The organism is Sphingomonas fuzhouensis (assembly GCF_034659795.1).
Lineage (GTDB): Bacteria > Pseudomonadota > Alphaproteobacteria > Sphingomonadales > Sphingomonadaceae > Sphingomonas > Sphingomonas fuzhouensis.
Window position 1 is genome coordinate 1 of record NZ_JAXSQY010000010.1, and the last position, 15,358, is coordinate 15,358.

At 65.8% G+C, this 15,358-nt stretch carries 13 protein-coding genes; 6 read left to right on the forward strand and 7 right to left on the reverse strand.

What is annotated here, in order from left to right; translation table 11 throughout:
• Nucleotides 1-2 precede the first annotated feature (2 nt).
• The 6 genes from bamA (at nucleotide 3) to U1H82_RS17025 (ending at nucleotide 6,007) form a co-directional block, all read left to right on the forward strand.
• On the forward strand, nucleotides 3-2,585 hold the full coding sequence (gene bamA, locus U1H82_RS17000) for an outer membrane protein assembly factor BamA (RefSeq protein ID WP_322966156.1): 2,583 nt from the start codon (nucleotides 3-5) through the stop codon (nucleotides 2,583-2,585).
• On the forward strand, nucleotides 2,585-3,250 hold the full coding sequence (locus U1H82_RS17005; protein WP_322966158.1) for an OmpH family outer membrane protein: 666 nt from the start codon (nucleotides 2,585-2,587) through the stop codon (nucleotides 3,248-3,250). The genes bamA and U1H82_RS17005 overlap by 1 nt, the downstream gene beginning before the upstream one ends.
• A gap of 7 nt (nucleotides 3,251-3,257) precedes the next feature.
• Nucleotides 3,258-3,746, forward strand: coding sequence for a 3-hydroxyacyl-ACP dehydratase FabZ (gene fabZ, locus U1H82_RS17010; protein ID WP_322966159.1), 489 nt, complete (start codon nucleotides 3,258-3,260; stop codon nucleotides 3,744-3,746).
• A gap of 100 nt (nucleotides 3,747-3,846) precedes the next feature.
• A complete protein-coding gene (gene rpmE, locus U1H82_RS17015; protein ID WP_042487709.1) occupies nucleotides 3,847-4,077 on the forward strand; it encodes a 50S ribosomal protein L31 in 231 nt (76 codons plus the stop codon).
• Between the two features lie 135 nt (nucleotides 4,078-4,212).
• On the forward strand, nucleotides 4,213-4,530 hold the full coding sequence (locus U1H82_RS17020) for a PilZ domain-containing protein (RefSeq protein WP_322966160.1): 318 nt from the start codon (nucleotides 4,213-4,215) through the stop codon (nucleotides 4,528-4,530).
• Between the two features lie 100 nt (nucleotides 4,531-4,630).
• Complete coding sequence (locus U1H82_RS17025; protein WP_322966234.1) at nucleotides 4,631-6,007, forward strand: L-serine ammonia-lyase; 1,377 nt, start codon at nucleotides 4,631-4,633, stop codon at nucleotides 6,005-6,007.
• Here the strand turns inward: U1H82_RS17025 and U1H82_RS17030 are convergent, their stop codons facing one another.
• From U1H82_RS17030 to U1H82_RS17060, 7 genes are all read right to left on the reverse strand, one after another.
• Nucleotides 6,008-6,808, reverse strand: coding sequence for a ThuA domain-containing protein (locus tag U1H82_RS17030; protein WP_322966161.1), 801 nt, complete (start codon nucleotides 6,806-6,808; stop codon nucleotides 6,008-6,010).
• Between the two features lie 175 nt (nucleotides 6,809-6,983).
• A complete protein-coding gene (locus U1H82_RS17035; protein WP_322966162.1) occupies nucleotides 6,984-8,543 on the reverse strand; it encodes a DHA2 family efflux MFS transporter permease subunit in 1,560 nt (519 codons plus the stop codon).
• Nucleotides 8,543-9,727, reverse strand: coding sequence for an HlyD family secretion protein (locus U1H82_RS17040; RefSeq protein ID WP_322966164.1), 1,185 nt, complete (start codon nucleotides 9,725-9,727; stop codon nucleotides 8,543-8,545). The genes U1H82_RS17035 and U1H82_RS17040 overlap by 1 nt, the downstream gene beginning before the upstream one ends.
• Complete coding sequence (locus U1H82_RS17045) at nucleotides 9,724-11,127, reverse strand: efflux transporter outer membrane subunit (RefSeq protein ID WP_322966165.1); 1,404 nt, start codon at nucleotides 11,125-11,127, stop codon at nucleotides 9,724-9,726. The genes U1H82_RS17040 and U1H82_RS17045 overlap by 4 nt, the downstream gene beginning before the upstream one ends.
• The gene (locus U1H82_RS17050) at nucleotides 11,124-11,576 is read right to left on the reverse strand and encodes a MarR family winged helix-turn-helix transcriptional regulator (RefSeq protein WP_322966166.1); all 453 of its coding nucleotides are present in this window, start codon (nucleotides 11,574-11,576) and stop codon (nucleotides 11,124-11,126) included. The genes U1H82_RS17045 and U1H82_RS17050 overlap by 4 nt, the downstream gene beginning before the upstream one ends.
• An 84-nt stretch (nucleotides 11,577-11,660) precedes the next feature.
• Nucleotides 11,661-14,162 carry a glycoside hydrolase family 9 protein gene (locus U1H82_RS17055; RefSeq protein WP_322966167.1) on the reverse strand — a complete coding sequence of 834 codons (2,502 nt, stop codon included), beginning with the start codon at nucleotides 14,160-14,162 and terminating at the stop codon, nucleotides 11,661-11,663.
• A 342-nt stretch (nucleotides 14,163-14,504) separates the two neighbouring features.
• Nucleotides 14,505-15,140 carry a tetratricopeptide repeat protein gene (locus U1H82_RS17060; RefSeq protein ID WP_322966168.1) on the reverse strand — a complete coding sequence of 212 codons (636 nt, stop codon included), beginning with the start codon at nucleotides 15,138-15,140 and terminating at the stop codon, nucleotides 14,505-14,507.
• Between the last annotated feature and the right edge of the window lie 218 nt (nucleotides 15,141-15,358).

Below are 15,358 nucleotides of genomic sequence, written 5' to 3' on the forward strand. Positions count from 1 at the left end.
CGCTGCGCGTCGAGGGTGCGCAGCGTATCGAGCCCGAGACGGTGTTGTCCTACACCAAGCTTCGGGTCGGCATGCCCTATACGCCCGAAACGCTCGACCAGGCGCTGAAGGACCTTCAGGCGTCCGAGCTGTTCGCGGATTTCTCGATCTCCGGCGTGGAGACGGGCGACATCGTGCTGCGCGTGCGTGAGAACCCGATCATCAACCGGGTCATCCTGGAGGGCAACAAGCGCCTGAAGGAAGACAAGATCAAGAAGGAGATCAAGCTCGCGCCGCGGCAGATCTTCACCCGGACCGCGGTTCGCCAGGACGTGGCCCGCATCATCGAGCTGTATCGCCGCCAGGGCCGGTTCGGCGCGGTGGTCGAGCCCAAGATGGTCAATCTCGACCAGAACCGCGTCGACGTGGTGTTCGAGATCAGCGAGGGGCCGAAGTCCAAGGTCCGCCAGATCAACATCATCGGCAACGAGAAATTCTCCGACGATCAGCTGCGCGGTGCGATGTACACCAAGCAGTCGCGCTGGTTCCGTTTCCTGTCCTCGGCGACCAGCTATGACCAGGATCGCCTGGCCGCCGACCAGCAGAAGCTGCGCCTCTTCTATCTGACCAACGGCTATGCCGATTTCCGTGTGACCAGCGCGGTGGCCGAGCTGACCCCGGACAAGAAGGACTTCATCATCACCTATGTGGTGGAGGAAGGTCCGCGTTATAAGTTCGGCGACGTCAAGGTCGACAGCCAGATTCGCGACTTCGACAATGCCAAGCTGGCCGCCTCGCTGCCCATGAAAAAGGGCGACTGGTACAACGCCAAGCTGATCGAGGATTCGATCGACAGCCTCAGCCAGACGGCGGGTCTGTTCGGCTATGCCTTTACCGATGTGAACCCCGACTTCCAGCGCGACAAGGACGCGCTGACCATGTCGATCACGTTCAACATCGCCGAAGCCAAGCGCACCTATGTCGAGCGGATCGACATCAACGGCAACACGCAGACGCAGGACAAGGTCGTCCGCCGCGAAATCCGCGTGGCCGAGGGCGACGCCTTCAACAGCTTCCAGGTGCGTCGCAGCCAGGATCGCATCAATTCGCTCGGCTATTTCCAGGAAAAGCTGGAGATCAAGCAGAACCCCGGCTCGGCGCCCGACCGCATCGTGCTGGAAACCAATGTCGAGGAACAGTCGACCGGCTCGCTGCAGCTGTCGGCCGGTTACTCGTCGCTGGAACGCTTTATCATCCAGGCGAACATCACCCAGCGCAATTTCCGCGGCAAGGGCCAGGAACTGCGCGCTGGCGTGAACTATTCGGCCTATTCCAAGTCGATCGAACTGGGCTTCACCGAGCCCTATGTCTTCGACAAGAATATCGCGTTGGGCGTCGACGTGTTCCGCCGCGATTACAACTCGTTCAACTATCTGGGCACCACCCGCCAGACGACCTACAGCCAGGTGTCGACCGGCTTCCAGGTCCGGGCGGGCGTGCCGCTGACCGAATATTGGTCGCTGTCGGGGCGCTACGGCCTGACCTATGATCAGGTCGGTCTGGCGTCGTCCTTCTTCAACGCCGACGGCACCTGTAACTATCAGCAGGCGGGTCGCTATCTCTGCGACTCGATCGGCAACCGCTGGACCTCGTCGGTCGGCTACTCGTTGATCTATGATAGCTTGAATAGCCGCCTGCGTCCGACCGCGGGCCATCGCTTCTCGTTCAGCCAGGACTTTGCCGGTCTGGGCGGCGACGTGAAGTATATTCGTACCCGTGCGGAAGGTGCCAAGTTCAAGGGGCTGGGCAAGGGCTTCGTCTTCTCGATCTTGGGGGAAGGCGGCTATATCCACTCGCTGGAAAAGAGCCGTGGTCCGGGCATCGATCCGGTCCGCATCGTCGACCGTTTCTATCTGGGCGAGCCGCAATTCCGTGGCTTCGACATTCGCGGCGTCGGTCCGCGCGTGCTGCGCGTGCCCTATGTCATCGGTGCCGATGGCAGCCAGTCGAAGCAGACCGACCGCGACCAGATCGTCGACGACGCGCTGGGTGGCCGCGCCTATTACCTCGCTCGCGCCGAGCTCGAAATTCCGTTGGGCTCGGGTGCGCGGGAAATGGGTCTGCGGCCGAGCATCTACGTCCAGGCGGGCAGCCTGTGGGGCGTGACGCGCCCGCTGCCGTCGCTCAATTTCCCGCAGGCCAAGGACGCCAGCGGCAAGCTGCTGTTCAACAAGGATGGCTCGCCCACGCTGGCCCCGGTGGCGGCGACCGACGGGCAGGGGCGTCCGCTGTACGCCGTGCCCACCGACGCTACCACCACGGCCAATAATACGGCCGGGCTCAGCACGATCTGCCCGACCGGCTATGCGCCGCTGGGCAGCACGGTTGCCTGCTCGGGCACGTCGGTCAACACCGCGCTTCAGAACACCAGCTATGCCGTCGAGGAATTCTACGGCGGCACCTGGAAACCGCGTGTGTCGATCGGTATCGGTGTGAACTGGAATTCACCATTTGGACCGCTGCGCATCGACCTTGCCAAGGCATTGGTCACGCAGCCGGGCGACGACCCCAAGCTCATCACTTTCAACGTAGGGACGCAGTTCTGATGAAGACGATTTCCAAGCTCCTCCTCGCGGCGGCCCTTGTCGCGCCGGCCGCCACCGTCGCGACCACCGCGCAGGCCCAGGTGAACGGCGTCGCCGTCGCCGACCCGCAGGGTGCGATCGCCGGTTCGCGCGCCTGGACCACCGCGCGTCAGCAGATCGAGACGACCTACAAGGCGCAGCTCGACCAGGCCGAAGCCCGCCGCACCGCGCTTGGCCGTGAACTGGAACCGCTGGTCCAGGCGTTCCAGACCGCCCGCGCCGCGCCCAACGCCAACCAGGCCGCGCTGCGCACCCAGGCCGAGCAGATCCAGGCCAAGCAGCAGGCCGCCGAGCAGGAACTGTCGCGCCTGACCCAGCCCGCCGCCCGTGCGCAGAGCTATGCGATCGAGCAGATCCAGGCGCGTCTGGGCGAAGCGGTGCAGAACGCCGTGCGCGCCAAGAATGTCAGCCTGCTGATCAGCCCGCAGGCCGTGCTGTTCATGCAGCCGACCGCCGACATCACCTCGGCGGTGACCGCCGAACTGGACAAGCTGGTCCCGACCGTCAGCATCACGCCGCCCGCCAACTGGCAGCCCGGCCAGCAGGGTCAGCAGGGTGCGGCCCCCGCCGCCGCTCCGGCCGCGACTGCTCCGGCGCCTGCGCGTCGTCAGAACAGCGGCCGGTAATCCGTTCGTGAGTGACGCCGTGAGCGAGAATGTGAAGACCGTTATCGGCCCGCTGGACGTCACGCGGATCATGGCGGCGATCCCGCATCGTTATCCGATGCTGCTGGTCGATCGTGTCGAGGAACTGGTCCTCGACACGTCGATCCGCGCGGTGAAGGCGGTGACGATGAACGAGGCCTTTTTCCAGGGCCATTATCCCGGCCGTCCGATCATGCCGGGCGTGTTGATAGTCGAGGCGCTGGCGCAAGCCGCCGGTGTCCTGGGCGTGGAAAGCCTGGGCCTCGCCAATTCGGGCAAGCTGGTCTATTTCATGTCGATCGACGGCGTGAAGTTCCGCAAGCCCGTCGAGCCCGGTGTCCTCCTGCATCTGGAGGTCGAATTCGTGTCGAAGCGCACCCGCGTCTGCAAGTTCGCCGGTGTCGCCAAGATTGACGGCGTCGCCGTGGCGGAGGCCAATTTCACCGCGATGATCGCCGATCCGCCCGCCGAAGCGTAAGCGCGCGTCACGGGCTTTTGACTATCGGGGCGCGGTCCGCTATGGGCCGCGCCTTGAGCTTTAAGGCTGGTCGGAACCAGCCATTTTCCGGAGCAACATCATGAAGACCGATACGCATCCCGACTATCACATGATCAAGGTGCAGATGACCGACGGCACCGTGTTCGAAACCCGCTCCACCTGGGGCAAGGAAGGCGACACGATGCAGCTGGACATCGATCCGCTGGCGCACCCGGCCTGGACCGGCGGTCGCGGCACCATGCTGGACACCGGCGGTCAGGTCGCGCGCTTCAACAAGCGTTTCGGCGGCGGTCTCACGCTCCGCAAGTAATCGTTTCCGGCGTCAATGCCGAACGATCAGAAGGCCCGGTGCTTCCCACGAAGCGCCGGGTTTTTTGCGTCAGTCGACGGCAAACGCGCCTTTTAGGTTTGCAGTCTGTTAACCAGCGGTCTTTAGACTGATCGCATGTTCGCCGCCGAGTTCGAACCTGCCGGATTTACCAATCGCCGTCGCTCTCCCCGCGCGACGACGGCGCTGGACACGGATATGGGGCGGGGCGGGCTGGACCGGGCGCTGTGCCGGGTCACCGACATCTCCATCCACGGTGCGCGCCTTCAGACCTATACCGAGCTGCGTCGGGGCTCGAAAATCTGGTTGCGCCTGCCGCATGTCGGCGAAATCGAGGCGAAGGTCGTTTGGGCCGCCGACTTTGCCGCCGGCTGTCATTTCCAGACGCCGTTGACCCGTGCGGCGTTCGAGATCCTGGCGCCGCTGACCTCCTGATCCGTTCCCTTCGGCTGGTCAGCGCCGCGCGCGTGCGCTAGACGACGCAAAAGCCGTAACAATTGGAACGATCTTGACCCCGTCCGCCATTCCCGTCGGTATGCCTGCGCGCAGCGATGACAGCATCGCCGCCGTCAGTGTCACCGAGCTGTTCACGATCGGTATCGGCCCCTCAAGCTCGCACACGGTCGGCCCGATGCGCGCGGCCAAGGCGTTCGCGGTCGAGATGCTGGACACCGGCCTGATCCCGGAGCGGGTGCAGGCCGAGTTGTTCGGCTCGCTCTCGCTGACCGGCCGGGGGCACCATAGCGACCGCGCGGTCCTGCTGGGGCTGGCGGGCGAGACGCCCGAACGGGTCGATCCCGATGCGATCGACGGCCTGCTGGCGGAGATTGCCGCGACGCGGCAGCTGTTGCTCGACGGGCGTCATGCGTTGCCCTTCGATCCCGAACAGGATGTGCTGTTCCGGCCCGGTTTCCTGCCCGCGCATCCCAATGGCATGGTCTTCACCGCCTTCCTGCCCGATGGCAGTTCGGTCGTGCGCCGCTTCTATTCGATCGGTGGCGGCGCGATCCGGATGGAGGGTGCCGAGCCGATGCGGACCAACAGGCGGCTCGCGCATCCCTTTGCCTCTGGCGCCGAACTGCTCGAGCGGACGGCGGAAACCGGCCTGTCGATCGCGCAACTCGTGCGTGCCAATGAGGCGGCGTGGCGCGAGGATGGCGAGACCGATGCCTTTCTCGACCGGGTGCGCGATGCGATGGTCGGCGCGATCGATCGCGGCTGTGTCGCCTCGGGCATCCTGCCCGGCGGGCTGAAGGTGCAGCGGCGCGCGCAGGCGATCAAGCAGAAGCTGCTCGACCGTGGCCCACGCACCGACCCCAGCCTCGTGTTCGAATGGGTCAGCCTCTGGGCGCTGGCGGTGAATGAGGAGAATGCGGCGGGTGGCCGCGTCGTCACCGCGCCGACCAACGGCGCAGCGGGCGTGATCCCGGCGGTGCTGCGCTATTACGAGGCCTTTGTGCACGGCGCGACGCGTGACGGGGTGCGCACGCTGTTGCTGACGGCGGCGGCGGTGGGGATGCTCTACAAGAAGCGCGCCTCGATCTCGGCGGCGGAGATGGGGTGCCAGGGCGAGGTCGGCGTGGCCTGTTCGATGGCGGCGGCAGGGCTGGCGGCAGCGCTCGGGGGAAGCCCCGCGCAAGTCGAGAATGCCGCCGAGATCGGCATGGAGCATAATCTGGGGCTGACCTGCGACCCGATCGGCGGTCTGGTCCAGATTCCGTGCATCGAACGTAACACGATGGGCGCGATCAAGGCGATCAACGCAGCCTATCTGGCGCTGCACGGTGACGGCAAGCACATCGTCAGCCTGGACCAGGTGATCGAGACGATGCGCCAGACCGGCGAGGACATGAAGTCGCAATATAAGGAAACCAGCCTCGGCGGTCTGGCAGTCAACGTCGTCGAGTGTTGATTATTCCTTCGCCGCCCAGCGGACCGCGTTGGTCAGGATGCGGCGATAGTCGGGGTCGTCGTAAAGCTGCGGCTCATGGCCGAGCGCGGAGTAGAAGACCCGCCCCTTGGCGCGCGGGTTGATCCACATGACGGGATGCGCGGCGCCCATGCGGAGCGTGTCGCCCGGACGATAGCTGGCTTCGTCCACTTGCGCCAGGATGGTCATGCCGCGCGTCGCGGGGTTGCTGCCGAAGCTGTACCATTCGTCGCGGGGCGTCCACGGCGTCTTGACCCCGGTCATGATCGGGTGGCGGGGCTGCATGATCTCGACGCGGGCGGGCTGGATATGGTCCGCGCCGCCCGGATGGCCGGTGAAGGTCGTGCCGATGATCGTATCGACATACCAGGGTGCCTTGTGGCTGTTGTCGCCCGCCGCATGAAGCGCCACCACACCGCCGCCTTGCGCGACGAAGCGGGCGAAGGCCGCCTGCTGCTCGGGCGTCAGGAAGTCGCCGCTGGCGCTGTTCAGGACGACGACCGAGAAATGCGCGAGCTGTTCGTCATTGAAGACGGCGGCATTCTCGGTGGTGAAGCTGGGGCGGCCAAGCTGCTTGGCGATGTCGGCGAGGACGATGTTGGAATGCGGGATATGCTCGATATGTCGCCAGCCATTGGTCTTGGACACGATCAACACGCCGTGCCGGATATCAGCGGGCAGGGCGGGGGCGACGGTATCGACAACCTTGGGCGGCAGATGCGGGTCGGAGGGCGCTTGTGCCACGGCGACTAGCACCATCATCATCAGCGTTTTCAGCATCATCGCCCTCCCTTTTCGCGGAGTGTAGCAAGCTGACGGCGAAGGGCAATTCGTTCCTCCCCTGCAAGGGGAGGTGGCAGGCCGAAGGCCTGACGGAGGGGTGTCGCCCTATCGATAGCGGGACACCCCTCCGACGCGCTGCGCGCGCCACCTCCCCTTCCAGGGGAGGAATTTCATATCAATCCGCCGCGATCGGGCCGTCATGCGGCTTGGGCCGCCGGGTGAACCAGGTCAGTGCCGCCAGCACGATGCACAGCCAGGCCGAGACATAGAAGATGTCGGTCGAGGCGAGCAGATAGGCCTGTCCCACCATCTGCCGTGTGACGGCGGCGGCCGCCTGCACATCGGTCAGGCCGAGATGGTTGAGCCCGGTCCGCGCCATCTGCCACACCGGGTTCTGGCCGATCGCCTCGGACAGATGCGCCTGGTGCAGCGCCTCGCGCCGGTCCCACATGGTCGTGGTCAGCGACGCGGCGAAGCTGCCCGCCGTGATGCGCGCGAAGTTGGAGATGCCGGTGGCGGAGGGGATGCGCGCCTGCGGCACGCCGTCCAGCGCGATGGTCAGCATGGCGAGGAAGAAGGTGCTCATCGCGATACCCTGCACCATCAGCGGCAGGACGAAATCGCTGAAGCTCGCCTGCGTATTCAGCCCCGATCGCATCCAATAGGATAGCCCGAACGCCGCAAAGGCGATCGTCGCCATGACCCGCGCATCGACCTTGCCCGACAGCCGCGCGACGATCGGGGTGAGGACCACCGCCACCGCCCCGCTGGGGGCGGCGACGAGCCCTGCCCAGGTCGCGGTGTAGCCCAGCTGGGTCTGGAGCCAGAGCGGCAGCAGCAGCGTGTTGGCGAAGAACACCGCATAGCCCAGGCAGAAGGCCAGCGTCCCGATGCTGAAATTGCGCCCCTTGAACAGCGACAGGTCGACCGCCGGATTGGCGTCGGTCAATTCCCAGATCAGCCAGGCGATGAAACCGACGATCGCGATCACGGTCATCACCACGATCCGGGTCGAATGGAACCAGTCGTCATTCTTGCCCAGATCCAGCATCATCTGAAGCGCACCGACCCAGACGACCAGCATGATCAGCCCGACCTTGTCGATCGGCAGGTTGCGGGTCGGCGTCTCGCGGCTCGACAAGCCCCGCCAGCAAATACCGGCACAGAACAGGCCTACGGGAACGTTGATGAGGAAGATCCAGCTCCAGTGGTAATTGTCGGAGATGTATCCGCCCAGGATCGGCCCCATGATCGGCGCGACGAGTGTCGTCATCGACCAGATGCCGAGCGCAGTGGACCGTTTTTGCGGCGGGAAGATCGAAATGAGCAGCGCCTGGCTGCCGGGGATCATCGGCCCTGACACCGCACCCTGCAGCACGCGGAAACCGATCAGCGAGGACAGGTTCCACGCGATCCCGCACAGGAACGAGGCGATGGTGAACAACAGCACCGAGACGCAGAAGGTGCGCACCACCCCGAACTTGCCCATCAGCCAGCCGGTCAGCGGAACCGCCACGCCGTTGGCGACGGCAAAGGCGGTGACGACCCAGGTCGAATTGTCCGAACTGACGCCCAGATTGCCCGCAATGGTGGGCAGCGAGACGTTGGCGATCGTCGAGTCGAGCACCTGCATGAAGGTGCCCAGCGCCAGCGCGAAGGCGACAAGCGCCAGCGCCGGGCCTTTCAGCGGGGCGGGGCCGCTATTCCCGCCCGCCGGTGCGGCGGCCCCGGCCATCAGTGGTTCGCCGCGATGATCTGCGCGATCCGGGCCTCGATGGCCGGGTCGTTGCCGTCGGTGGCCTTGGTGCTGTCGACCAGGGTCGCGGTATTGCCGATACGCGGGCCATTCTGGTCGGCGGTGTCGACCGTGACGGTGGCCGACAGGCCGACGCGCAGAGGGTTCTGGCGCAGTTCGTTAGGGTTCAGGGCGATGCGCACCGGCACGCGCTGGACGATCTTGATCCAGTTGCCACTGGCATTCTGCGGGGGCAGCAGGGCAAAGGCGTTGCCGCTGCCCGCACCTAGGCCGACGACCTTGCCGTGATAGACGATCTTGCCGCCATACATGTCGGCGGTGATCGTCGCGGGCTGGCCGATGCGCAGGTCGCGCAACTGGGTTTCGCGGAAATTGGCATCGACCCAAAGGCGGTCGAGCGGCACCACCGCCATCAAGGGCGTACCCGCCGCGACCTGCTGTCCCACCTGCACTGTGCGCTGGGCGACGACGCCGTCGATCGGTGCGGTGATGTGCATGTGGCTGAGGGTGATCGCGGCGCGGCGATAGGCGGCGATCGCGGCCATGACGGCGGGGTTGGTGCCGACCTGCGTACCCTGCACGGCCGAGCGGGCTTGCGCTGCCTGGGCCCGTGCGACGTTCAGATTGGCGATCGCGACCTTCACCGCGTCGGCCGCGTGCGACAGTTCCTCGCCCGACACCGCCCCTTCGGCGGCCGCACCCTTGCGGCGGGCATAGTCGGACTGGGCGCGGGCCAGTTCGGCCTGCGCCTGGACGATGGTCGCGCCGCTCTGATTGACCTTGGTGAAGTCGGCGCGAGTCGCGCGTACCGCCTGCGCCAGCTGGGCGGCGGCGGCGGCGAGGCCGACATCGGCGGTTGCTGGATCGAGGTCGATCAGCGGCGCACCCGCCTTCACCGTCTGGGTATTGTCGGCATGGATGGACAGCACCGTGCCCGGATCGCGTGCGGTGATCGACACCACATCGCCTGCGACATAGGCATCGTCGGTTTCCTCCTCGGGCTTGGCGAGCAGGAAGTGGAATACCGCCCAGACGATCGCCGCGATGACGACGACGATCGCCAGGATGGTCAGGCCGGTGCGGCGCGCCTTGGGCTTGCCGCCCGCCGGGGCCTGGGTGGTAGGAGCGGGGGAGGAGGGGGCGGCGGCTTCGGTGTCGCTCATTGCGTGATACCTTGCGAAGAAGAGGAGAAACCGCCGCCCAGTGCGACGGCCAGCGCGATGCGCGCCTGGACCGCGTCGGCGGCGAGATTGGCGTCGGCCTGTTCGGCGTCCAGCTGGCGGATGTCGGGGTCGATCAGCCCCAGTTGCGATTGCAGCCCGCTCGACACGCGAATGGCGTTCAGGCGGCGGGTTTCGGACAGGCCGCGCGTCACATCGGCCTGGCGCGCCCGTTCGGTCGCGATGGTCTTGCTGCGCGTCACCGCATCGGCGGCCTCGCGCACCGCGCCGACGACACGATTGTTATAGTCGGCGGTGGCGAGATCGAGTGCCGCCGTCGCCCCTGCCAGCCCGGCACGAAGCCGTCCGCTGTCGAAGATCGGCAGGTGGATGGCGGGGCCTGCCCCGGCCGTCCCCGCATCGGCGGTGAACAGATTGCCTAGCCCCACCGCCTGGAAACCGGCCAGTGCGGTCAGGTTGATATTGGGCAGGAACGCCTTGCGCGCGACCTCCTGTCCCTTGCTCGCCGCATCGATACGGGCAAGCGCGGCGGCGATGTCGGGCCGCCGCGCCAGCAGGTCGGCAGGCACTGTTGCCGGGATGGGCAGGGCGGTATCGAAGGCGAGCCTGGTCGGCGCGATCGTCGCAGGATAGTCCAGGCCCCGCCCGGCCAGCGCCGCCAGCGCATTGCGCGACAGGGCGGCCTGCGTCTCGGCACGGGCGAGTGCCACCCGCGCCTGGGCGAGCAAGGTCTGCGCGCCGGTCGCGTCGATCTGGCTGGCGAGCTGATGCCGGATGCGGGCCTGGACCAGCCCCAGCGAGCGGGTGCGCGTGGTGATCGTCTGGCGTGCGATCGCCGCCTGCCGCTCGGCACGGGCCAGCTCGACATAGGTCTGCGCGACCGACCCGGCCAGCGCCAGCCGCGCCGCCGTCACGTCGAGTGCCGCGGCACGGGTCGAGGCGCGCGCGGCATCGATCGCCGCCGCCTGACGCCCGAACAGGTCGATGGTCCAGTTCAGATTGGCCTGCGCCTGACCCAGCCACTGGGTCGTGCCCGCATAGGGTGGCGGGATCGTATAGCGGCCCGAAATCCGGCTATATTGTTCCTGCGCGTCGAGCGACACCGAGGGGCCGTCATCGGCGCGGCGGGTGGCCAGCACCGACTCCGCCTGGCGCAGCCGGGCCAGGGCGATGTCGAGCGACGGATTGCCTGCCAGGGCATCGCCGATGATCCGGTCGAGCTGCGGATCGCCCAGCCCGCGCCACCAATCCACGGCGACCAGTGGCGCCTGGGCGCTGCCCAGTCCCAGCTTGTCCGGCATGGTGGGGGCAATGGCGGGATGCGCCTGGGGCACCGAACAGCCCGCGAGGAGCAGCCCGGTCAGAGTGGCGAACCGCTTCATGCCTGTACCTCCAGTCGATTGCGAAGCCGCAGAAGCAGGCGGACGAGCTGATCGGCATCCTCTTCCGACCAATCCGCCATCCAGCTGTTCCACTGGGCGACGACCTTGTCCCTGCACCGCTCCGTGACGGCGCGTCCCGCGTCGGTCAGCGTCAGGCGGACGACCCGCCGGTCATCGGTGCAGCGGCAGCGCGCGACCAGGCCGCGTTCCTCCAGCACGTCGATGACCCGCGTCGTCGCGCCCGTATCGTGGCACAGATGCCGCGCCATCTCGGCCGCCGTCTCCCCGAAACCGCAGAGCAGCGTCATCAGCGCGCTCCACTGGACATGGGTGACTTCCTCGTCCTGAAAAATCGGCTCCATTCCGATCCGGGCAAGCTGGAACACGCGCTTGGTCAGGTAACCGACCGAGCGTTCGGGATCGAAGAGGACAGAATCTTGTTTGACCATAAGACTGCCATGGCAATAGCTGCCACGGCAGTCAATTTGGTCCGGCGATCATGACGCATTTGTCATGATCGCCGGACCCGCGCGTCAGCGCGTTTCCTTCGTCGCCTCGATCGCGGCATTGGCGGCCAGGATATAGGCCGAGGTGGTCGCGACGGTGTATTCGTTCTCGAACCACAGGAACGGCCACTCGGTCTTCAACTCGGGGAAGTCGGGCTTCACGATCAGCACGCCCGGCACCAGTCCGCCGGGGATGAAGCCGTAATCGGCGCGATTATGGCCATAGCCGATCAGCTTGGACGCGGTGCCCACGGTCGAAACCAGCGACAGATTGTTCGCCGGATGCCGCCCCAGCACATAGTCGATCGCGTTCAGCGTATAGTCGGTGCCGACAATCTCCGGAAACGCCTTGTGCATCAGGAAGGCGGTTGATCCGAATTCGACCACCTGATGCGATCCGGCCCAGCTGCCCTCGGCGATCGGCACGCCGAACGGGTTCTTGGCCGCCTCCGCATCCATCTTCGCCTTGGCCTGACGGACCAGCGGGACCAGCGCGGCGCGATATTTGGCGTCCATGAACGGGATGGCCCGCACGGCCGAGGCGCCGACCCACGCAAAGCTCTTCGCAATGACCGGCATCAGCTTGCGCAGGCGATCAGCATAGACGCGCTCGCCCTTGCTGGTGATGAGCATCTCGACAGTCGCGCCGACATTGGCGCCGTCTGCCGACCAGGGCGTGCCGGAGTCGTCGCGCCCGTCGCCCGACTTGATCGGTCCTTTCTGATAGCGTCCCCATAGCACCTTGGCCGCGTCCCACGCGTCGGCCGCCATGGTCGGATCGCTGTCCGCCAGCGCACGGGATGCGGCGGCGAGCGCACCCGCGACCGCCAGGTTGTTGGCGGGCAGGTCGGTGGTGAAGGCCCAGCGATCGTCCTGCGCCCCCGACGATCCGCCCTTGCGATCGCTGGCTCCCAGCGAGGCGTCATAGGTCAGATTGTCGGTCTGCGACCCTGCATCGCCCAGATGGGCATATTGCCGCTGCACCGGATCGATGATGCCGACAATCGCATGGCCGAACACCTTGTACTGGGCGAGCAGTTGCAGGACGCCGTGGCGGATCTGCTGTACCGCGTCCGGCTTGCCGTCGGGCTTGCGGATTTCGACCGCGCGGGCGGCCTCGTCGACGCTCGTTTCGTCCCAGTCCAGGCCGTAGAGTTCACGCCCCCAGACCAGGTCGCGGACCACGGCGGCGTTCTGCGGCGTCTGGATATCGTAATCGCCTGCATCCTGAAAACCGCCGACGTTCAGGCCGGGGATATGCTCGCCGGGCTTGAACGGCGAGTCGAGGTTGGGGCCCATCTTGTAGCCGTCGAAATGGACATGGTTGGGCGGCGCCTGACGCGCATCGTCCAGGTGGGAGGGGGCGGACCAGACGCGATACTGTTCGCGAATGCCGACATGATCCATCTGCTCGGCGATGAAGGTGTCGAGCGAGGTCTGCCAGATGCGGTCATAGGCGTCGGCCGCGATGCGGAACGGGTTGGTCACCTTGCCGCCATAAGCGATGGCATAGACGCCGGGTTCGCGCACCTGCGAGAAGTCGAAGGCGGCGTAATCATAGCGCAGCCAGCGTCCGCGCGGGGCGACGGCGGCGCGCAGGACCGACTGATGCGTGCCATCGGGAGCAAGCCGGACCAGTTCCGCCTCGCCGGGCGCCGGTCCATGCGGATCGGTTTCGATCAGCGCGACCTTCGACCGGCCCGGCGTATAGCCCGCCTGGTTGAACGAGACGACCGGCGCGCGGACCCAGTCCTTCACGACATTGGGGCGGACATGCCAGACGACGGCATTTTCCCTGGCCCCCGCTGCGATCAGCGAGCGGACGACGAACCAGCCATTCTGCGCCCGGTTGCGCGCGTCATACAGTTCCAGCCCGCCCGTATCCGAGGTGATGGTCACGCGGGTCAGCGGGTCTTCGGGCGACAGGGTGATCGACGTGCCGCCCGAGGCGAGCGGCATCGGGTCGCCCGAGCCGTCCTTGGCCATCGGCCCCGTCGGATGGCGCGGGAACAGGCCCGGCGCGGCATCCATCAGATAGGTCTTGCCGAAATAGCTGGTCGGCAGGAAATCGAGATTGAACCCCGCCTTGCCCGCCAGCGCGGCGGGCAGCGGCTGGTCGAGATCGACCGCGATGCGGAAACCGTCGCCCTCCGCCGTCACCTTTACGCGGTAGCCGAGATTCTGATCCTTATAGGTGGAACGGACGACGACCTGATTGGGCTCGGTCCCGCGCGTGCGGCTGACAAAGGCGGGGACGGGGTCCCATTGTTCGGGCGTGCGGTTCAGGCGCACCGCGCCATCGGTGGCGATCCGCTCGCCATGCAGGACGATCTGAATCCCCGCATTCTTCTCGTCGAAGAAGATCGGGCTGAACTGATTCTGGTCGACCATCACGGTCAGGCCCTGCCGCTCCAGCGTTTCGGCCGGGGTGACGGTCAGCGATTGGGTCGATCCCTGGGCCTGCGCGGCGACCGTCCCCGCCATGATGCTTGCCGATGCCAGCAGAGCGACACCCATCCGTTTCAGCATAACCCCTCCTTTATAGATAGCGCTATCATTTTTGCATCTGGATAGGGCGTCGAAACCTGCTCGGGCCTACGCCGCATTCGGAATGCCGGGCGAAGCGTTTGCCGCTCTCGCCTTGGCCGCAATCTGTGCCAGGAGTTTAAATTAAACAACGAAAAAATAGAGACTTGCGCTGGATCAACTTCCGCCATGCCTGGCCGGTTTCCGGCGTTGTCAGGCTAGCATCGGACGGTGCGACCTGCGCGAATATAACGCTCACATGACAGGGGCAGGTTGCGGACATCAAAACGGCGCGGACCGCTTTTGCCGTCCGCGCCGTTTGAGGCTTCCAAATTGGGGAGGACGTTACGTTCGGGATTTATAACGGGGCTGGACGCGGCCAGCTTCGTCCGCCGCTTGGCGGATCAGCTGGATATTGCGCTTGACCGACGCGGCGAGGGCGGAACGGATCGCCTCGTCCGCGTCCGATCCCGCAGGGACTTCTCGCAACAACGCGATCCAGTCGCCGATCGCCTCGTCATGCTTGCCGTTAAAGTCCTTCTCCATCGCGAAGTAGAAGCGCGCGCGGGCATCGCGCCGATCGAGGGCCAGTGCCTTGCGGAAAGCATCGGCGGCGGCTGGGGGCAAATTGGTATCGTTCGACTTGGTCGTCTGCATCAACGCCTCACCCAGCGCCGACCAGGCGGTCGACTGGTTCGGATCGATCGCCAGCGATGCGCCATAGGCCGCCGCGGCCTCGTCGAATCGACGCTTGGCAAGCATGGCGTCGCCAAGCTGCTTCTGCGCCGCGGCATCGCGTGGTGCCTTGGCTGCGGCGGCTTGCGCGGTGGCAGGGGCCATGGCGGGGGTGGGGCGCTCGACGAAGATCGGGGGCAGCGCGGGCTTGTCAGCCGGGCGGCGCAGCAGCGCTGCGACGGTGATGCCCAGGATGACGATGGCGAGCACGATGCCCGCGATAAGGAAAAGCTTGCCCCGTTTCATGGATGATCCCTGCTGATAGCTTGGCGTTGCGACACATGGCCGATTCGCAAGACATAGCGCAAAAGGTAAAAGCTGCGATATCCGCCTGTCTTATCTTGGAACATATCCGCATAAATCCTTGAAAAATAAGTAATTGTGAGGATATTTTTCCATGTTCGATTGCGTGGTTCGCTGCCTTATAAGTCGAATGATACACAGGGGGGCGGCGTCGCTTCCAC